General features: G+C 53.9%; 13 protein-coding genes. 6 read left to right on the forward strand and 7 right to left on the reverse strand.

From position 1 onward, the window contains the following. Nucleotides 1-99 precede the first annotated feature (99 nt). The 4 genes from A6X21_RS21440 to cphA (A6X21_RS21460) form a co-directional block, all read right to left on the reverse strand. Nucleotides 100-1452 carry a 4Fe-4S binding protein gene (locus tag A6X21_RS21440; RefSeq protein ID WP_068852573.1) on the reverse strand — a complete coding sequence of 451 codons (1353 nt, stop codon included), beginning with the start codon at nucleotides 1450-1452 and terminating at the stop codon, nucleotides 100-102. Nucleotides 1453-1494: 42 nt separating this feature from the next. Further along, on the reverse strand, nucleotides 1495-1932 hold the full coding sequence (locus A6X21_RS21445; protein ID WP_068852575.1) for a MarR family winged helix-turn-helix transcriptional regulator: 438 nt from the start codon (nucleotides 1930-1932) through the stop codon (nucleotides 1495-1497). Between the two features lie 266 nt (nucleotides 1933-2198). Further along, nucleotides 2199-4889, reverse strand: coding sequence for a cyanophycin synthetase (gene cphA, locus A6X21_RS21450; RefSeq protein WP_068852578.1), 2691 nt, complete (start codon nucleotides 4887-4889; stop codon nucleotides 2199-2201). 638 nt (nucleotides 4890-5527) lie between these two features. Further along, complete coding sequence (gene cphA / locus A6X21_RS21460; protein WP_068852584.1) at nucleotides 5528-8143, reverse strand: cyanophycin synthetase; 2616 nt, start codon at nucleotides 8141-8143, stop codon at nucleotides 5528-5530. A 440-nt stretch (nucleotides 8144-8583) separates the two neighbouring features. Here cphA (A6X21_RS21460) and A6X21_RS21465 point away from each other — a divergent pair, with 440 nt between their 5' ends. Continuing rightward, nucleotides 8584-9693 carry a Nif3-like dinuclear metal center hexameric protein gene (locus tag A6X21_RS21465; RefSeq protein WP_068852751.1) on the forward strand — a complete coding sequence of 370 codons (1110 nt, stop codon included), beginning with the start codon at nucleotides 8584-8586 and terminating at the stop codon, nucleotides 9691-9693. Between the two features lie 44 nt (nucleotides 9694-9737). Here A6X21_RS21465 and A6X21_RS21470 read toward each other — a convergent pair whose 3' ends face one another. Continuing rightward, on the reverse strand, nucleotides 9738-11675 hold the full coding sequence (locus A6X21_RS21470) for a vWA domain-containing protein (RefSeq protein ID WP_068852587.1): 1938 nt from the start codon (nucleotides 11673-11675) through the stop codon (nucleotides 9738-9740). A 663-nt stretch (nucleotides 11676-12338) separates the two neighbouring features. Between A6X21_RS21470 and A6X21_RS21475 the strand changes: the two genes are divergently transcribed. Further along, nucleotides 12339-12548 carry a hypothetical protein gene (locus A6X21_RS21475; RefSeq protein ID WP_068852590.1) on the forward strand — a complete coding sequence of 70 codons (210 nt, stop codon included), beginning with the start codon at nucleotides 12339-12341 and terminating at the stop codon, nucleotides 12546-12548. A gap of 188 nt (nucleotides 12549-12736) precedes the next feature. Here the strand turns inward: A6X21_RS21475 and A6X21_RS21480 are convergent, their stop codons facing one another. Together A6X21_RS21480 and A6X21_RS21485 are read right to left on the reverse strand one after the other, a co-directional pair. Then, on the reverse strand, nucleotides 12737-13210 hold the full coding sequence (locus tag A6X21_RS21480) for a transthyretin-like family protein (protein ID WP_131818485.1): 474 nt from the start codon (nucleotides 13208-13210) through the stop codon (nucleotides 12737-12739). A 76-nt stretch (nucleotides 13211-13286) separates the two neighbouring features. Further along, a complete protein-coding gene (locus A6X21_RS21485; RefSeq protein ID WP_068852596.1) occupies nucleotides 13287-14366 on the reverse strand; it encodes a DUF1559 domain-containing protein in 1080 nt (359 codons plus the stop codon). Nucleotides 14367-15133: 767 nt separating this feature from the next. Here A6X21_RS21485 and tatC point away from each other — a divergent pair. From tatC to A6X21_RS21510, 4 genes are all read left to right on the forward strand, one after another. Further along, entirely contained in the window at nucleotides 15134-16303 is a 1170-nt protein-coding gene (gene tatC, locus A6X21_RS21490; RefSeq protein ID WP_068852598.1) for a twin-arginine translocase subunit TatC, read from the forward strand. 521 nt (nucleotides 16304-16824) lie between these two features. Further along, complete coding sequence (locus tag A6X21_RS21500) at nucleotides 16825-18198, forward strand: 6-phosphofructokinase (RefSeq protein WP_068852604.1); 1374 nt, start codon at nucleotides 16825-16827, stop codon at nucleotides 18196-18198. A gap of 342 nt (nucleotides 18199-18540) precedes the next feature. Then, complete coding sequence (locus A6X21_RS21505) at nucleotides 18541-19617, forward strand: class I SAM-dependent methyltransferase (protein ID WP_068852607.1); 1077 nt, start codon at nucleotides 18541-18543, stop codon at nucleotides 19615-19617. Nucleotides 19618-19671: 54 nt separating this feature from the next. Next, nucleotides 19672-20757, forward strand: coding sequence for a glycosyltransferase family 2 protein (locus tag A6X21_RS21510; RefSeq protein ID WP_165603899.1), 1086 nt, complete (start codon nucleotides 19672-19674; stop codon nucleotides 20755-20757). Nucleotides 20758-20818 lie beyond the last annotated feature (61 nt).

The following is a 20818-nucleotide window of genomic DNA, read 5'->3' on the forward strand; positions in this document are numbered from 1 at the left end:
GCAAACCTCTTCCTCAACTTCACTGTATGAGAACATGGTGATCCCTGTGACAGTATCACAACGGGACTGTCTCTTCATGCATCAGCGAGTAATGTCATGCTACTGGGGAAAACACTTGCCGAAGGCCACCAGCAGCTTGAGTGGACCTTTCAGGCGGATTTTCCTCGTCAATAAAGCCCAGACGATGTGGCGTTCCTTACGTAGAAACTTCATCCAGGTCGAAGCCTCTGCGGTGATGCTGAGATCTGCATGGCCGTTGTGGCCTTCGGTGACTCTCAAAGTCTGGTCATAAATCTGAAACGTCGCCCGCTGAGGCTGCCCCTTTGAGATTTCATCGCCAGTAAACGTGAAATGGAAGGTGGCATTCAACCCAGCCGATTGCTTTGGCTGAAAAACATGCGGAGCCCCTTTGAGGAAACCCTCAATAGTGGTCGGACGCAGACCGTTACCAACAGTCTTGACGTTCTTGTGAGGAAATCGTCGGGTCACATACTGCTGGGCATCGGAATTTTTCAGCACATAGATGGTCTCGTGCTTGTCTTGCAGTGGACGCACAATCTCCTGGAGATGCTCTTTTTTGTCCGCAAGATAGGGGCCGATGACCTCTTCTCCTGCCGGGCAAACCGAAAGGCAATAAGCCGCCTTATAATTGGGACCAAACGAGAGACTTTGCCACATGGATGAAGACTCGGCATCGGTCACTCGCTGGCGATATTCGACGGCATTCCTGCTATCAACGATCTGCTCCACCCAGTCCGTAAAGCCTCCCATGAATTCGCGGTAGTTGTGTGTATAACAGGCCGAGAAATCGAATTGACCATCGGCTGAAATCGCACCGACCGGACAGGCGGCTACACAAAGTTTGCACTCCAGGCACGGGTTGTAACTGATGGGATCGTCATATGCCGAGACCTCGCCATCGATCAGAACTGTTCCCAGAAGGATGAAGTTACCAAATCGCGGATGAATCACGTTGCGATGAATTCCCATCATCCCCAGTCCGGCTGCGACAGCGACTGGTTTGTGGGACACCACCCAAATTTTCCCGGGAAAGTCAGCCATCTCCATGGGAAAGCCCATGGAGGGATTCATCGCTCCAATACCACGATCTTCAAGCTGACGGACAATGCGGTGAGCGATTTCATTTACCTCATCACCGCAATGATGAAACTCCAGATTCGCCACTGATCGAGAGGGAGAACGAATCGGTTCGCGATTCATCCGCACGACAATGCTCATGAGAGTTCTCGTCCGGGGGTAAGCCTTCAAGATCTCATGCCGCTCCTGCTCCAGAACAGGTCTGCTGATCTCGATGAGTCCCACATCATCAGCACCAGCATCGCGTGCCAGTTGCTTCAACTCGGTGGCCTGCAAAACTACTGCTGGACGTGCCGGCAAAGACTGATTTTTCTCGTGGTAGGCCAGGACTGTCGGATGCATTTCAATCTTCATGCTTCACCTGTTGTATGTGCAACTATATGGGCAAATCGAGAACTAAGACTTTGTTCGAATTCGATCAGTCGATGTCGTGAGTTGTTGAACCATCTCTGCGCCGAGAGTGGCGATCACTTGCGACTGAGCGGCTTCCCAAAACCCCGCCGCCGTTTCGAGAAGTTCGCGTCCTTCGCTGGTCAGCCGGACTTGCTGAGCCCTTCCATCGTGGTCATCACTCAATAATTCCAGCCAGCCTCGATTTTTCATTCGCTCCAGATTGCGACTGAGAGTCGAAATATCGATATGAAGTGCCTCGCCGAGATCTGTCGGTCGCGACGAGCCCATCAAGGCGACTGCCACCAGAATGTTCATCTGGCTGACCTTCAACCCCAAGGGGCGCAATGCCTCATCGTAGACATTCGTCACGACTCTGTTGAGCATGCGCAGTCGCACGGCCACGCACTCTCTCGCAATCTGCTCAATTCGAATTTGGGACACGTTTCATTTCCAATCTTAAACCGACACTGATTGTACATGCAAGTAAAATCACTCGCAAGGTATTTTTGAGATCTTCCGGATATCGCTCCCTGGAGGGCAGATCCATGCACGACGACGCACTTCGGTGGCGATGCTGAATATTGCACCGAGCTTCCAACCCATTGGCTGCTCAGCAATCCTTCAATAACAAAAGTGCCCGGACAGACATGTCCGGGCACATGATAATCAATCAGGTAAATCGTCTCAGACGAGATCACATAAGCGAGCTATTCCTCCTCGAACGACTTCCTCGAACGATGGGGATTTGCCTGAGTGGCGACGGCCAGTGGGAGTTTCGAGATGTAGTTCTGGACGAACTGTATGGCTTCGTCGACCTGGTCGGCCTGAATGAGTACCAGATCGCCGGGCTCCATCCGCTTCAGGCACATTTCGATCGCGACCATTTCACCACGCGTTTCGAGGATACTTGAAAGCCTGCCCCCTTGAGAGAGGCCCTGCCGCATCAGTCGAATGACTTCACCATCCGCCCGGCCGCGCGTGCATTGATCCTCGTAAATCACGATCTCATCAAAGCCACTGGCAATGAGCTGCGCCTGTCGCACAATATCTTCATCGCGGCGATCGCCTGCAGCCGTATAAACAATCCGGCGGCGGCCGTGTGGCAACTGGTTGATCGCATCGAGTAGGGCGACAATCGCCGATGAATTGTGGCCATAATCGATAATCAGCGTGGCTCCAGCCGCTTCCAGCACATTAAACCGGGCCGGTGCTTTACGGATATCACTGCTGAACGTCTCGAGTGCCGAACGGATCGTTTCGAAGGGAATGCCCAGGGCCCAGGCGGCAGCCATCGAAGCCATGGTATTGTCGACCTGAAAACCAATCAGTCCCGAGAAGGTCAGCGGGACATTATTGAGCGAAGCCACTCGCGCACTCCAGCTTCCTTCGGCTGCTATGAGCCAGTTCTGCTGGGTGTAGACGGCTTTGCCACCTTTGGCCAGATGCGACTTGATCGCAGGATGATCGCCTGAGCGGGCAAAGAGAATCACTTTCCCCGGGCAGTAATCGGCCATGGCGAGAGTGATGGGATCTTCGGCATTCAGGACGGCATGACCATCGGGTGAGACGTTCTCAACGATCACGCGCTTGACGCGTCCAAGCTGTTCGGCTGTCTCAATGCCGGCCATCCCGAGATGATCGCCTTCGCCGATATTGGTCACAATGGCGACATGGCAGCGGTCGAAGCCGAGCCCTTCTCGCAGAATTCCGCCACGGGCGGTTTCGAGCACAGCCGCTTCGACAGTGGGGTTTGATAGAACGGTTCGAGCACTGCGCGGGCCACTGCAATCACCCGTATCTATGCGACGATCATCGATGTAGACACCATCGGTGCAGGTCATGCCGACGCATTTGCCCTGCTGGCGGAAAATATGCGCCATCAGGCGTGTCGTGGTGGTTTTGCCATTCGTTCCCGTGACCGACACGATGGGAACACGACCATCGTCGCCGGGAGGGAACATGGTATTCACAATCGCTTCACCCACCGGACGAGGCTGGCCGGAGGAAGGCTGGAGATGCATCCGCAGTCCCGGAGCGGCATTGATCTCGACAATCACACCTCCCTGCTGCTCGAGCGGCCGACTGATGTCACTTGCCACCACGTCGACACCGGCAATATCGAGGCCCACCATGCGGACGGCATCAATCACTCGTGCAGCGACTTCTGGATGGACTAACTCTGTCACATCTGCAGCGCTCCCCCCGGTACTGAGATTGGCATTACGCCTCAACAGCACCAGTTGGCCCGCAGCGGGAACAGAATCGGGAATCAATCCCTGATCGGCCAGCACGGCACAGGCGATATCATCGAGCGGAATCTTGCTGAGCGGAGTGGCGTGATCTTCACCACGGCGAGGATCGAGATTGACCTCACGAACCAGTTCGCGAATGGTGTGGCGCCCATCTCCTACGACTTGTGGAGGTTCACGGCGAGCAGCAGCCACCAGCTTGTAACCAATGATCAGCAGTCGATAATCCGAACCGGGAGCAAACTTCTCGACGAGAATCTCACGCCCTTCTTCCCGAGCTGCTGCAAAGGCAGAAAAGACCTGCTCTTTCGAAGACAGGTTAACCGCGACCCCCCGGCCCTGGTTGCCATCTTTAGGTTTGATGACCACGGGCAGGCCGATTTCGAGAGCCGCAGCCCAGGCATCTTCGGCATCCACAACCTGCCGCCCTTTGGGAACAGGGACGCCCACCGCCTCCAGAAGGTTCTTCGTCAGTTCTTTGTCCTGAACGATCGCCTCGGCCACAGCACTGGTGCGATCAGTTTCAGCCGCGAGTATGCGATGCTGTTTGCAACCATAGCCTAACTGAACCAGACTGCGGGTATTCAGGCGGCGGAAAGGGATGCCACGAGCCACAGCCGCCATGACGATCGAATTGGTACTTGGCCCGAGTCGAATCTGCTGGTCGAGTGTCCGCAGTTCGTCAACCATTTCCGCAGCAGACATCGCCAGCTCAGGTGCGTGCCCGGGAAGCAGATTCTCCAGTGCGAGGGCATGACGGGACAAACGCAAAGCGTCCTTCAATGCCTGCCGGCCCACATCTTCTTCGCAATATTCAAAGGCAATGCGAAATAAGCCAGTCTCTCTGGTTTCGACAACGCGCCCCAGCGTGACGAGTGAACCCGCCGCATTCTGCAGGCCCACAACCAGTCGTACCACAACCTCAGCGACTCCCAGCAGGATCGAGCGATCCTGTTGTGTCTGGCTGAAGACTTCGGTTTCATCTTCCTGTGCGAGAAAGGCCGCCATCTCTGTCAGTTGTCCGCGGAACTTGGCCAGTTCCAGGGGAAACTGCATGGTTACCTGACGCAAATCCAGGGTGGCTTCTATGACGGTCAATTGAGACCAGACATTCGGCCCACGCAACGCGCGGACATTCGCCAACTCCATAAAGCATCCTTTGTCAATGTCGCGGCAAACTGTCGTCACTGGGAGGTGGCATAGGCACTGGCCTGCCGCCGGTCGTTGGCATCAATGATCAATTGCTGCCAATGACCCTTTTCCTGTAAAGCCCAGACTCCAGTCAGGCGACATCCTGCCGCCTCGTGCCAGTCCTGCTGCTGGCTACTGAGTGTTGATCCTGTTGTATCGTCAAAATCAAGGTCGATCAGTCACAAGTTCGCTTTGAGTCGAAGTGGTAGTTCCATCAAAGCAATTCCAGCAACACTTGTCATCAAGATGATAAAAGCTGTCGCAAGAATGACGAATTTGTGATTAGATCCTGCTCTCTGATACGTTGCTGCTGCTCGTGTCTTATGAATTGTCATGCAAAGAGGAATCAAATCAAAGATGATTGAAATAAGTTCCTGCGAAGTTACGCAAGTGACGCAGGCCCGGTTAACAAAAATCTTGTTCACTGAAACTGAACACCAACCCTCGCAATTTGTATCTTCAGCAAATCTCAACCCGTGATTTCAAACACTTGAACTGCCAGTACTGTCGATTCTGAACACCCGAAACGGAATCTTCTCTGAATCCTTCTGACGTCGTCCCATAGATGAAGACAGCAATAGATTCGGACACCGATCCTAGACTTTACTGACAAGCTCTAACCCTAGAAGCTGCTGAACCTTACGAATAGTGGCTGAAATAGCTCCTGCCTGAATCAACAGAACATCTCCCTCGCGAAAATCGTGCCAGGCCGCATCAACCGCCTTTTGCCAATCCTCTTCCAGGTTCACGCAACGCTTTTCTGAATCAGCAGTTGCACGAATTGAAGCGAGCAGAAGTTCTCTCGGTGCATCCGCACCCGTCATGGCACAGCCTGGCAAATGATACAAGTAAAAATTCTGGAAGTGCTCTGCGAGCAACTCTCCCTGTTGAGTGATATCGCCGTGAATTCGATCGTTTTCCGCCGCGTATACCACCAACTTTCGCTGACTTGGGAAGGCCTCCAGGCCGGCGATTGTCGCCTTAAGAGCTGCAGGATTCCGGGCATCGACGACGATCAGCGTCTTTCCACCCAACTGAAAAACGTTGAAACGGCCCGGATCGTCAGCCAGATTTCCCTGGAAATGCTGCAATCCAGCGGCGATGGCTGAGAACGGAATCTTGAGTCCCCAGGCGGCGGCAGTCGCAGCCAGTACGTTATCGATCTGAAAGCCGATCCGTCCGCCATGAGTACAGGGAACATCTGCCAGACGCACAATCTGCGACGATAGACCGCCATCACCCGCGACAATCCAGCCGTCGCGAACGAAGACCACTTTCTTACCTTCACTGCGATGTTGCGAAAGCACAGGCTGACGCTCATCACGGGCAAAGAAAATCACCCCGCCCGCAGAGAGTGTGGACATCTTTGCCACCCACGGATCGGCCGCATTCAGGACTGCGAAGCCACCCGGCATCACCACGTCAACCGGCGTTCGCTTCACCGAATACATCTTTTCCACAGTATGAATATCGTATTCACCCAGATGATCCGGCTCAGACAGGTTCGTGACGACAGCCACATCGCATTTGTCAAACCCCAACCCTTCGCGGAGAATTCCGCCACGGCCCGCTTCGAGGACCGCAGCCTCGACGGTGGGATTCAGCAGGACGGCCCGCGCACTCTTGGGCCCTGCACAATCGCCCAACTCAATCACGCGATCTTCCACGACAATTCCGTCACTGGTGGCCACGCCGACCTTGATTCCTGCCTGACGGAGAATGCTGGCGACGAGCCGACTGGTGGTCGTTTTGCCGTTCACGCCCGTCACGCAAACCAGAGGAATGCGGCCAGAAGTTCCCGGTGGAAAGAGCCGCTCAAGAATGGCTTCTCCCACGGGGCGGGGTTTCCCGACGGCGGGCCGCAGATGCATCAGTAATCCCGGCCCGGCATTCACTTCGACAATCGCCCCACCCTGCTCTTCCAGAGGCTGTGAAATATCCTCTGTAACGATATCGACACCGGCGATATCCAATCCCACAATCCGGGCCGCCATCACCGCATGCTCGGCGTTGCGCGGATGAACTTCATCAGTGACGTCGATCGACAAATTGTCATTTCGACGAACAATCACAACTTCACCTGCCGGCGGAATCGACTCCGGGGTGTAGCCTTGCCGCTTCAGTTCGAGCAACACCACGCCATCATCGAGGCGGACGGTACTCAATGGAAAAATCTCATCATCGCCCCGGCGAGGGTCGCTGTTCACCTGCCGTTGAATCAATTCCGCGACGTTGTGCTCACCGTCACCCTCGATCTTGGCAGCATCTCCCCGAGAAGCGGCCACCAGCCTGTCGCCGACCACCAGCAGACGATGCTCTGATCCGGGAGCAAACCGCTCCACAATCACACCACTCCCCTCCTGGGAAGCGACTACGAAAGCATCGCGGATCTCTTCTTCCGTTTCGAGATTCATGCAAACGCCACGACCATGATTGGCGTCAATCGGCTTCACAACAATCGGCCCCTCAATCTCTTGAGAAGCTTCCCACGCATCGTCGGGATCCTTAACTTCGCGACCTTCCGGAACAGGAACACCGGCAGCGCGAAGCATCGATTTCGTCAGGTCTTTATCCTGGGCAATCGATTCAGCGATCGCACTGGTGCTGTCTGTTTCGGCTGTCCAGATTCTTCTCTGGCGAAAGCCCTGGCCCAGTTGCACCAGACTCCCTGTGTTCAATCGTCGGTAAGGAATGTTCCTGGCGAGAGCGGCAGAAACAATGGCCTGTGTACTTGGCCCAAGGCAAACACGATCCGCGAGTTCTCTGAGCCGAATGGTTTCAGCCTGGATATCGAAAGGCTGGTCGTAAACGGCGGCCAGGCATAATCGATGAGCAACTTCCAGAGCCGCCCTGCCCACCGATTCTTCGGCATACCGAATTGCGACTTTATAGACACCTTCTTCGGATGTTTCGCGAGCTCTGCCAAAGCCCACATTGGTGCCAGCCATGGTCTGGAGTTCGAGAGTCACATGCTCCAGGATATGTGCGAGATAAGTTCCCCGCCTGAGCCTCACGAAGAAACCACCCCGTTCTCCCACACTGCAGCGATGCTCGATCATGCCCGGGAGCCAGCTCATGAGTCGATCATTGAAGCCGGGAATCAGCTCCGACGAAAGATCCTTCAGCGGCCCCAGATCGACCAGAGCTTCTAAACATGGTTGACGCGACCAGATATTCGGTCCACGAAGGGCGCGGACACTCCGAATCTGCATGGCAAAACTTTCCCCGCGGGGAGGTATGGCAATCGTTGATCAATCGTAGCGATCGACTGAAAACCCAGTGCCTCGCAAAGTCTGACGACTCTTCTCGGCACTCCTACAGAGGGTTCCAGTGATCCACTACGATTTGAATGAGTGGATTATTACGACCAGTCAACCCGGATACCATGAGGATTTTCGCGAGGAGGCAGACTTCCCCACTCGATTTCACTCGGGCAGAACGCCTGAAACCAGAAATTCCGCAGATTCCGCTGATGGATCTGACTTCCTCCATCGACAGGATGAAAACAGATCGGACAAAAGGAGATCACACCTCGGAAAAGCGAATCTCCCCTGTTTCGGCTAAGCTGCAGAAATTCTCACCGTGCGTTTTATCCTGGATGGCGGGCCTGATTTCCGCCCGCAGTTTTCACTTGGAGCTGAGGCTGGAAACCATGTCGGTACCCACAGTGCGGCACGTTACTGAAGTGCTCGAACAGATCGCAAGCCCTTACCTGGCTGCCAGTTGGGACAATACAGGCCTATTGCTCGGCAGCCCCGGGATGGATGCTGGCAGAATTTTGACCTGCCTCACGCTCACCAGCGATGTCGCTCAAGAAGCCGTCGAAACCAATGCACAACTGATTGTGACGCATCATCCAGTGCTCTTTAAGCCCGTTCAGAAACTCACGACGCAATCGGTGGAAGGAGCGATCCTTTGGAAACTGGCCCGGGCCGGAATTTCCGTCTATTCACCACATACTGCATGGGATGATGCACCGACTGGTATCAATCAGCAATTGGCCGAACGGTTGGGACTTCATGCCATTCAGCCATTACGGGTCAAACCCCTCTCTGCTGCTCTGAAAATTGTGACTTTTGTTCCCGAAAACTCATTGGAAATCGTGGCGGAAGCGATCTGGCAAGCCGGTGCGGGCACGATTGGAGAGTACAGTCGGTGCAGTTTCTTCCATGCCGGGACCGGGACGTTCCAAGGATCTGCCGCCACAAATCCAACGGTGGGAACAGCCGGTGTCTTCGAGAGAGCTCCGGAGTTTCGCCTGGAAATTCTCTGCCCGAAGAATCGATTGGAAACCGCACTTAAGGCACTTCGAGCCGCTCATCCTTACGAAGAACCTGCCATCGATGTGATTCCATTAGAACCTTCGAGCGGTTCCTGGGGCAGTGGCCGTCGCGGAGTTTTGCATCAGCCTGAAACATTGAAGGCGTTTGCCGAGCGTTGCCGGGACGTGTTGCAATCCGGGCACGTCATGGTGGTGGGCGATGGAGAACGTCTCGTGACCACCGTCGCTATTGCCTGTGGTGCAGCGGGTGAGTATCTGAGCGATGCCCGGCGGGCCGGTTGCGATGTCTTCCTCACGGGAGAAACACGCTTCCACACCGCTTTAGAAGCTCGCGAACATCACACAGGGCTGGTACTGGCTGGTCATTTCGCCACCGAGCGATTTGCCATGGAAGCCCTGGCAAACCGTCTGCAACAGGAGTTTCCTGAGGCGAACGTCTCCGCCAGTCAAGTGGAGCAAGACCCGATCTGGTTCTGCTGAAACTCTTCCACTCCAGTCGGCAGCGAAACTGTGATTCTCTGTGCTTAAAGATTTTGCCGAATCGGGGGGGGCCTAGGTGTTCGCGGAGGAATCACTCCAGGTGTCACCTGGATTTTATAAGAACTGATTCCCCAACCTTTACTATAAAGACCTTCTAACTCGAGCCTGGCACGTACGGCCCACGGCGTTCCGGGGTAGCTTTCTGCGACGGTGGAAAGCATTTCATGAGCCTTTTCACGCAGCTTTTCGGCCACTGGCCCACCCTCATCAATCGGACTCGAAGCGATCAGTTGCCACATATTGTGATCAGGTTGCTTCGGCCTGGCTTTCCCCGAAGTGATTTTTTCGAGTACCCCCAGATAGCTTTGACAATACGCACGCTGGGCCATGAGTAATGAAACAGCCAGATCATAATTGGCAATCGATCTCCGGTCGCGCACTCGGGTACGCCACGGGCCCAACTCTTCCAGAGATTTCAGATTCCGGGCTAACCCCGCATCAAACGCCGCCACCATGGCTCGCGATTCAGCTAAGGTCAGTCCGCTGACAAGCAGATTATTCGGTATCGGAAACCGGCTTCCCGGAACACCCAGAGCCAGAGTTTTGCAATCTTCAGAAACAGCCACCAATCCTGCCCGAAAGGGATCGAACTGCAGCGAACGTTGAACTGCATGTCGATCTCCGTAGCGAGGTTGAAATTCCTCATTGATCTCAGGGTCAATTGCCGGGTCGATATCGGTGCTGGACATCAGAAACAGTCCACCCGTTTCCAGGCATAATCGTTTGAGACCAAAAGCCGCCTCACCGGTCAAAACTGTCGGCTGGTTGTACGAAAAAAACGAGTGAGCGGCAGGATCCATGAACTCCAGGTAAGCCGTTTCCAGACCAGGCTCAACGACACTGATGTATTGCTGACCTGAGGGATCAAACCGATGAGTTTCCACAACCGGCCGACCAAGCACAGTCGATTTCCCAATCACAAAACAACGGATGAGATCTTTCTGCATCAGTTCAATGCAATGATCCAGATTTCGAGAAACATCGGAACCCTCTTCATCAGTCACCACAATGAACATGACTCGAAACGGAACCCGCTCTTTCGCTGGCCCATACCGATTTCTCGCATTCATGACTGCCAGATACGTGTTCTCAATCCCGCGCTCGGTCGAAGGAAGTCGGTTGATCAAATCGCGGATTTTGATCGGGTCTTTGACCGTTTTCGTCGAAAGTGCGTGCGGCTTGTCGTCAAAAGCCATCAAACCGGTTTCCAGCGAAGTCTCGACAGGCAGCTTCATCGCCTTGAGCTGGGCATAGATTTTCTCCAGGCGATCCGCAATCACCTGACGGTATTCCGTCATCGAGGGGGAAACATCCAGAATCCAGACGACTCGCGTCGGTCCTTCTTGTAGTGACTGAGCGATTTCCTCTGTCAGAATATCCAAAGCCCCGGAAACACCGTCGGCTCGGGTCATTTTCCCGGCCCGTAGAACAGGTTGCGAGAGTTGCGAGGTCTCGAAACTGATGACTTCTCCCGGAGTTTGTGAGCCCGGCCCATAAAACTCACCCGCAATCTGCTCCTTCAACACCATCGAAGATTGAACAGAAACGCCTGATGAATCGGCCCCCATGGCTCCTTCTGCCGAGACCTGGCTGGAGGATTCCTTGGGATCCATCACCGCAGCAGCCGCATCCATCGTCACAGGCATCAGTTCTTCGGGCGTCGTGGCGAGGCCGGATTCAATCACGAAGGGGAGCTGAATCACTTCCGAAAACGTAATCAGCGACAACACCAGCAGTAACACCAGGTGCAGAACCAGACTGACAAACCAGGCACTCCGGCGATTCGGCACGGCAGGTCGGCTCATGGAGTCAGACTGCGGAAGCTCCAGGCCTGCCAGCAGAGAAGGAACAGCCAGAGCAGTACCGGCTGAAGCTGGATTCCGGGCCTGATCATTTCCAGGTGGGGAGTGAGAACGGGCCATGATGCTCCTGAATTGCTGGATCACAACTCATGCAAGGTCAACTGTCGGAGATCATTGGGCGCAAAACCATTAGAACATTTGCTCAGGATGAAACAATTGGGATTACTACGAATTTTCCCAAAAACTCAGTGCCATTTTTTGTGCCATTAACGAAATGATCAGTTCCCCAGAGATGAGAAAGTGATTGTTTCACCAGCCAGAATCTTTGCTGTTCGATCTGCCTGAGTATTGCAGATTCTGCATTGACCCATGCCACTTCCAGTTGGAAGGGTTAGGTGAAGGTTGTCGCTGCGCGGGCCTCCGGCAAATTTCGCCGGATCGGAAGGCCGATCTTAAAGGCGCGTGCGCCGTCCGAGTGTCATCGACCTTGAGACTGAGGCACGACCGTCATGTTTCTGGAAGCCTTGCAGCTCATTTGCTGTAGAATCCCAATGTTTGGCATTAGAACTGCTGTTCAGATGCCAGCATGAAGTCTCTCCAGGAAGGAGTTGCGAAGACGGATTGAGCTAGGGCATGGGCCCGGTGAATCTGTCTGCAGAAAAATCGATCTTGACAGGAACTTGAGATCGAAAATCCATCAGGTTAGAATTTGGGTAGGAAACTTCAGCGAGTTATTGGCCCATCGGCCATAAATGCGGGAGTTTCTCCATTATTGAGGTCTTCATGAGCGAATCACTCCAAATCCAACTCACCAGCCGTCAGTGTGAACTGCTCCAGCGGGGATTGCGATTTGTCCGCAGCAGCCGCATGCTCGAGTTCCGGGATTCATCGGATCTGACCGATGAAGAGCGGAAGCAGGAACTGGCCGAGATTCGCGAGCTTCAGAACATGATTGAAGCCGGTGTCAACACAAGCCGTACAGCTCGGGTGTGAGTGACTCGGGTCAAATTGACCACGCCGAGTTTCATCGATCATCAAGAGGTTTTGTGCGGCAAGTCGCCCCAAAACGGTTGATTGAGACCAATCGCAGCACATCAACTTCAGTCTGATCTAAAAACAGAGAGCGGATTGTCGAACTGACAATCCGCTCTCTGTTTTTCATTGATCTTTACACGCACGTTTCAAGTACGGGCTGACCCCTTCTTTTTGGGAGGAAGAGGCAGTTGGAAGGAATTTTCTCCAACACGAACCTCAAACGCCTCGGGCATGAGAATATCTTCTGGTGGCTCAAGCATCGGACGGGGAGGATCTCCAGGCTGCAATGGCTTACCGGGGTTACCTGTTGTGACTTTCACTCGATGCGAGCCCACAGCAGCGCCAACTTGACCATCAAAGTAGCGCAGCTCAAATCGGCCCTGTGAATCTGTAGTGCCGGAAGAAGCCGAACCCTTTGCCGGGGTAAAAATCACCATCGCGTCAGAAACTGGCTCACCCTCACGGGTGACCTTCCCACTGACTGGTGCGAGAACAGGAGTATCACTTGTTCCACAACCTGAGATCGTAATTGCGACACCAAACCAGGCACTGTACAGACCAGATCGAATCACCGTGAGACGATATTGATGATCATGAAAAAGCGAAGACAACAACCTCAATTGAAAACTCCTTTGAGAATTCCAAAAACACCACACCAATGCATGATCGCTTGATAACCAGACCAGGCGAAGCTTTTTAGAATTCACCAACAGGAGTGTTGTCGTTCTTATTGCAAAGAGCACTAAGGATGGACTGAGACATGTTCTGCGAAAGGAACCTGACCGAACCATCTGCAAAGAGGAAGTGAGCTCCACCCGTGTGAGTTGAACTGAAGACATAGTGATAACCAGGATCACCATACCAGTAAGGCATGGAACCAAATGGCCCCTGGCAATCGGCGTTGTAATTGATACCACCTGGGGGACGAAAACTGGTCACGTTTCCCCAGAAACCGTAGTACTGGTCCACAGAATCTTCTCCGCCAGGCCCGCCTGCCCACAGGCCACCACTGGAATTACTGGTACGCATATCAACCAGAGGCCCTTTAGGCTGCGGAGGACTGTTGGAATCACACGAATTTCGATAATCGCCCTGCTCACCAACCATCACCGTATTGGTGGAACCATCCGTCACCTTCTGCAAGCCCACTGTCGAAAAGCCCTTAATGGGAGGATTGATGATTCCATTCCAGACCTGCCGACCATGGGCCCCTTCCCAGATCGTATCATTGGCCGTACCGCCGCCGGGAGCATCGTAAGCACCTGAAATCCCGACGTAATTCGTGGTCTGAATCGAGATGGAGGTCGGAATTGTCACAGTTGATGGCAGGTTTCTGGTAGCAGTATTCGTGTTCTGTGTACGTGTTGTCGGCAACGGACTGGATGGGCAATTGAGACCCGCCACTCTCAAACTATTCATCGTCTGCCAGGCGCGATTCTTACCACGCTCCATGGTGAAATCATTGTCGGTAAAGACGAGCGTGTTGTAGGCGGTCGCCTGATCCATCATGGGGAAGAGTCGCACAATCCAACTGGCAGCCGTCGTGGTTGATTGACCTGAGCCAGTCACTCGTGTGGTTGACATCGGAAACATGTTCGACTGGTCATGATAGTTGTGCATGGCCAGACCAAGTTGCTTGAGATTGTTACGGCACTGTGTCCGTCGAGCCGCCTCTCTCGCCTGCTGCACGGCGGGAAGAAGCAAGGCAATGAGCACCGCAATGATCGCAATCACCACCAGCAACTCAATTAACGTAAAACCACGGGATCTCGGCATAACCACCCTCTCTTAAGACATTTGAATATGTCTAACTATAGACATCTCGACTATTTGCATTCCTCATGCCGAAATCCAAGAAGCTGACGATCTTGTAATCAAACAGTCGGAAAAGCATCACAACGACAATAGCATTGACCTTTTACACTACACCAGAATCGCATACATCCATTCATGAGTGTTCCCAAAAGCACTATAATTATGCATGCAAACGCCGCATCAATGCATATCTTGCGTGCAACTGCTCAAACAGACCTCACGAACACCACCTGCGAAAATAGGCTCCGCTGTCTGCACAATCGACGCCTGACAGGTCGCGATTGACGCCTTCCCCAGGCAGACAAGTCGAAGATGGTGCCTCGGGCGTTTCGCGACACCACGGTTGCTGCGGTACCATTTTCAGTGTGGCTTTTTGCACAAATAGCCACTAATCGCCCAGTCAAATCTTCCCAATTGGCGTGAGGCGAAGGTTCTGGTATTCTTGATGGGACAGCCGTTTGCATTGACTGCTTCTCAGTTGGTGCCCGTCGGCTGACCTCGGTCCATCGCCTTTGTCTGTCAATCCTCGGAAATCATTGGGGATTGAGCATAGGGTTAGATGACTCCCTGGGTTTGCCTTTTTGTCTTCTCCACGGTGCCAGAAACCGACATTTGCCAGGCGGTCTTTCGAGTTCATCCCGATGATGTGACAAATCAGATGATGTCTCGAATCACTGGAACTGCGGCAACAACGGAATTTCGGATACCGCCATCCCCTTGAGGATTTCATGGCCAGCCCGCAGATCACACCGTCTCCAGCCGTTTCCAAATCAAGGTCCACTCCCAGCATCAAGACGAAGGATCTCTTCGACGACTCGACAATGACGTTTGGCGAGCATCTCGAAGTGCTCCGCGTGCACGTCTTTCGTGCGATGATTGGACTGGTGATTGCCGTCTGTTTTTCACTCTATGCCGGCGAATACATTGTCGCTTTCATCCGCCAGCCGATTGATGCAGCCCTCGTACGAAACAACATGATGGAATTCGTCCAGGCAGAGCCGCAGATGTCATCGGGTGATTTTTTCTCATATCTCTCGAATTCGTTCTGGGCTTTATTGGGCTACGAAAACAAGACTCCCGCATCCACCGATACGAAAGAACTGAAGCAGGAACTTGAACAGCTCCAGACGGAGAAAACGAGCCCCAGCAAATCGATCGATCTGCAGTTATCAGCCTATGAATTACTCTCTCAACTGCATCAGGTCGCCCCGGAGTCGTTACCGGCACCGAAAGAAGAACTCAAGGGGAAATCGATCACCGTCAAGGTGATGAGCGACACCTTTTCAACATTGCGCAAGGCGGCCGAAAACAGCGTGCGGCCGATTGCACTGAATGTTCAGGAAGCCTTTATGACTTACCTGAAGGTGGGTTTTGTTTCGGGACTGGTCCTCGCGAGCCCGTGGGTGATTTACCAGTTGTGGCTCTTCGTGGCTGCCGGGCTTTATCCTCACGAACGGCGGTATGTGTATATCTATCTCCCTTTCAGCATTGGTTTGTTTCTCGCTGGGGCGGCGTTCTGTTACTTTGCTGTCTTCCCCCTGATGTTGGACTTCCTGCTGGGTTACAACGCCCGCCTGGGAATCAACCCGCAGATTCGCATCTCAGAGTGGATTTCGTTCGCCGTCAGTTTTCCTCTGATGTTCGGCATCAGCTTTCAACTCCCACTGGTGATGATGTTCCTCGCCAAGATCAACGTGGTGACTCCCAAAATGTTCCGCGAGCAGCGGCGAATGGCGATTCTTGTGATCGCGATTGCCTCGATGCTGTTGACCCCTTCTGGTGATCCGGCCAGTATGATTCTGATGATGGCCCCCTTGCTGGTGCTCTATGAACTGGGCATTTACCTCTGCAAAGTCCCCGAATCATCCGAAGACGCGACTTCTCCAGCGGCCGCCTGATGCTGGAGATCTTTGACAGGCACAAACAGTAAATCGTCGACTCGCGCAGGACAGTTTTTCGTCATGTTTGCAGTTCAGCACTGCAACTTGTTGCGCGTAGCGATAGACACTTAAACGAGCAGATTTGCCCACAGAACATGCAATTGCGCTTGCATGTTTTTATGCATTGATCTTTTTTCCCAACAATCGTGTGAGATTTGCCCGCGAGAGTTGCCCTCCGCGCATTCAACGATTGAAATGCGCCCTGAATTTCAGCACTCCGAATGACAGCGGCACACAGAGCCCTCGGGCTCGTCGTGATTTGGAACTGATTGGCGCAGTGAATGCAGTGTCCTTTCGTATCGCAGGCGTTTCCTTCAGAGTTATTGATCTCCTTTTTCTATTCAATGAATTCAGAAACGGATTGTTTCTTATTATTGATGTGAGCAAGGAGCCTTGAGGAACTGCCCAAGCGAGCCGAGTGGCACTGACGTTTGAGACAACTGCAGGAATCCCTCCTGTTTTGTGACAAAGGTTTGAGAATGAAGCGGATCGCAATTCTGACTGCCGGCGGTGATACTCCCGCACTCAATGCCACCATCTACGGGGCTGTCGAGCGAGCCAATGCCCTCAAGATCGAGGTTTATGGCATCATTCGAGGCTATGCGGGCCTTGTCGATCCGCGAACACCTCATGTGCGGCTCAACCCGCTTTTCACCACCATTCCCGAACTCGATCCCTGTAAAGGGGGCACTCTACTGGGTGCTTCCCGCACCTATGTCGATCCCGCCGAAAGTGAACTCCTGGGCCAGATTGGCAGCAGGCTCAAAAAACTGGGCATTGAAGGTCTGATCTGTGTCGGCGGTGACGGCACAATCAACGGCATGCAGCCACTTTCCGAGATGCTCCCCTGCGTTCTGGCTCCAAAAACCATCGATAACGATCTGGGACTCAACTATCTCGATGAAGTTCACGAATGGAACGAAGCGGGCGACCGCAAAGAACTGCTGACCAAACCTCAGCGGGAAGCCATTCAACTCGATGAAATCATCAACTTTGCCACTCCCGGTTATGCCACAGCCTGCTTTGTGGTCGCCCAGGGGATGGAACGCATCCGCACGACGGCAGAAAGCCACCGCCGGATTGCAATTGTTGAAGTCATGGGACGCGATTCCGGCTATATCCCGCTCGGCTCTGCTTACGGCCAGCCCGATATCATCCTGATTCCTGAAGTGCCGCTCGATATGGATCGTCTCGAACGACGTATTGCCGAGCTTTACGATCTGCAGAAGCACGTGGTCATCTCGATTGGCGAAGGGATTGTCGATTCGACAGGCCATCAACTGGGTGCGGCTCATAAGAGCTTCGACCCCGCAGGCAATGTGGTCTTCAGCGGTGCGGCTGAAGAATTGAAGCGCATGCTGGTTAAGCGATTTGGTGATGAATTCTTCGATAGCCGCCGCAAGCATGAATCGGGGGATTCGGCGATCTTCACCCGTAAGGTGGGTCATACTCAGCGAGGTGGTCGTCCGATTCTGTTTGATCGCTTCTATGCGACACAACTCGGTGGCAAAACTGTCGATCTGCTGCACCAGGGTAAGAACAACGTCATTGCCACGCTCCAGTGGTCTGCCAAAGATGGCTTCCGCCTCGATTCGATCCCTGCCCAACGCCTGCGCGATCAATGGGGCCGCATTCATGCCCGGCATGTGCACCCCTCACTTTACGATGCCGACAAGTTCCAGCCATCACGACTCGGGATGCAGTATCTTTCGACCATCCTCACCAGTGCCGTCGGTGCCGACGATATCGAACAGCTCTCACGCGAGATCTTCAGCCCGGGCAAACTGGTGGCTCGCTACCAGAGCGTGAATATCGACATCCAGCGGCGGATCGAAACCATCAAGGATGCCTGATGCTATTGGGGCCTTGTGGGATGGACGCGAAGTTTCGTCCTCAATTCGGTGATCGAATCTCATCATTCATCGAATTGAGCCGGGTTCATCCCTTTCGTTGACTGCCCCAGCGATGAATCTGTCACAACTCCTAAAGCGAAATGCCCTCTGGTTTTGAATCAGAGGGTATTTTCTTTTTCAACAGGTTTCCCAGCGAAAGTGGTTGTCAAAGTTGATCTTGCGGCAATTGTGAGCCCCGATTTAGATTAAATAGCACGTTTGTTATCGTCGCAATTCACGATCTTGGAATGATCCGATACGGTTGCTCCCCGCGGGTGGCCGATGTCCGGCGAAAGGATTCGCATGTCGGCAGCTCTCTCCCTCGATGCGTGGGGTGCTCAGGCCACGGCACCGGCCCTGGCGATTGCCCCAGGTACACTCCAGCCGGAAATCTTCCGCGAATCGATCGATTGCCCATGCTGTGGATCTCATCAATTCCGCACAATCATTGAAGCAACCGACCCACTCACGGGAATTGGCGGGAAGTTTCCCATCGTCGAGTGCGAATCATGCTCAATGGTCATTACCAATCCCCGGCCCACACTGGCCTCTTTGGGGTACTTTTATCCCGCCGAGTATTCGCCTTACGATCACAACTCGGGCGATGGCCTCAAAGCGTTTGACCGCTTCATTGAACAGGCAGCCTTGCGAACAGATTTCGGCTACCCGCCACAACCCGTCGGCCTGTTGACTCGCATGGCCTCCCGACTGGCTTCATCACGATTTCGTACCAAGTTCACCCGGCATGAATGGATCCCCTGGACTGGCTCGGGCCGGTTGCTCGATGTGGGTTGCGGTTCGGGAGGTTTTCTCACCCGCATGAAACGCCTGGGCTGGAATGTCGAAGGGATCGACTACGCCAGCGATGTGGCCCGCAAAGTCCAGGAGCGAACAGGGATTCGCGTTCTCGCCGGGACGATTCCTCATCCTGAACTCAAGCCTTCCAGCTACGATGTCGTCTCATTATGGCATGTGCTTGAGCATGTTCCTGATCCTCGGGCCACACTTTCAGCAGCCGCTGATCTGTTGGCCCCCGGTGGAAAACTTGTTCTGGAAGTCCCCAACATCGAGAGCTGGAGTTTTGCCGAGTTCCGGGAAGACTGGTTCGCACTCGAAGCCCCAAGGCATCTCAATCACTTCAGCCCACGGTCCTTGGCCGCAATTCTTCCTGAGGGTCGCTTCTCGTCCGTCGGGATTGAACAGATCGGCATGCGATCGTGGATTCGTAAGTCGGCCCAGATGGCTGTCAAAAAGGGGCACGAGAAATACAACGCCTGGCTGAAGGCGGGCAAACCTCACTTTACGAAGCTGGCTGCTCAAAGCGAAGCCGACAATCGAGGCGACGCCTTGCGACTGATTGCTGTGAAGTCAAACGCCTAGCGGATCAATTTGCGAGGTCTTCGATCACTGTCTCCATGCCTGGAAATGAACACGATGATCCCCTGGTCGCCACTCCCACCAGCTCCATCGACATTGATCGAAACACCTGCTTTCGGATCAACGCTCTCTGCCGGCCACAAGGTACAGCCGCCACTCGTCTCTGTCGTGATCGTCAACTGGAACGGCGGCGAGATGCTGCAGGCCTGTCTGCATTCGCTGGAAAACTGCGAGGGCCGAGAAGCACTTGAAGTCATCGTGGTGGATAACGCCTCCAGCGACAATTCGTGGAAGAACATCCCCGCATTACCCTATCCCTTCAAGCTCCTGCGGAATGAAACAAATCTTGGTTTTGCCATGGCCTGCAATCAGGGGGCAGAACTCAGTTCCGGCGAGTTCGTACTGCTGCTCAACCCGGATTCCATCCTCTACCCACAATCGATCTCGAAGGTTATCGAGTTTCTATCTGAGCCCGCACAGGCAAACATTGGCATCTGCGGCATCCAGCTCGAAGACGAGCGTGGTCGCGTTTCACGAACTTGCTCCAGGTTACCGACGCCCCTCTCTTTGATCGCGAAATCGTGGCGGCTGGATAGCTATTTTCCCCGCTGGTTCCCGCCTCTGTTCATGAAAGAATGGGATCACCTTTCCACGCGCGATGTCGAGGAAGTGATCGGGGCCTTCTTTCTCGTCCGACGCAAAGTATGGCATCAACTGGGCGGGCTGGATGAGCGATACTTCGTTTACTTTGAAGAGGTCGACTTCTGCGAACGCGCCAGGCAGGCTGGATATCGCACGGTCTACTTCGCCGGAGCACGCGCCAGGCATCTGGGTGGTGGCTCGTCCAAACAGATTCGCGGCAAAGCAGGTTTCTACAATCTGCGAGCTCGATTGCAATATGCCGCTAAGCATTTTCCCAGGCAACAGGCACGACTCGTTGTGCTCCATACGCTCACCATTGAACCAGCCATTCGTCTGTTCGAAGCGGCGATCAAACTGAAGTTCAAGCGTCTTCCCGAGATCTGGACTTCCTACCAGATGCTCTGGCGCGACTGGCTGGCTCATGGGATTCGCCAGGTGGCAATCTTTGAGCGTCCGCCCATTCATCAGCCCTCTGGTGGCGAAAACGCAAAAGCGGCCTGATTCGTGATCGCACAACTCACTCCCACTCAGAAACTCTTCTGGTGGAAGTTTTTCAGGCAAG

The organism is Planctopirus hydrillae (genome assembly GCF_001707835.1).
GTDB classification, from domain to species: domain Bacteria; phylum Planctomycetota; class Planctomycetia; order Planctomycetales; family Planctomycetaceae; genus Planctopirus; species Planctopirus hydrillae.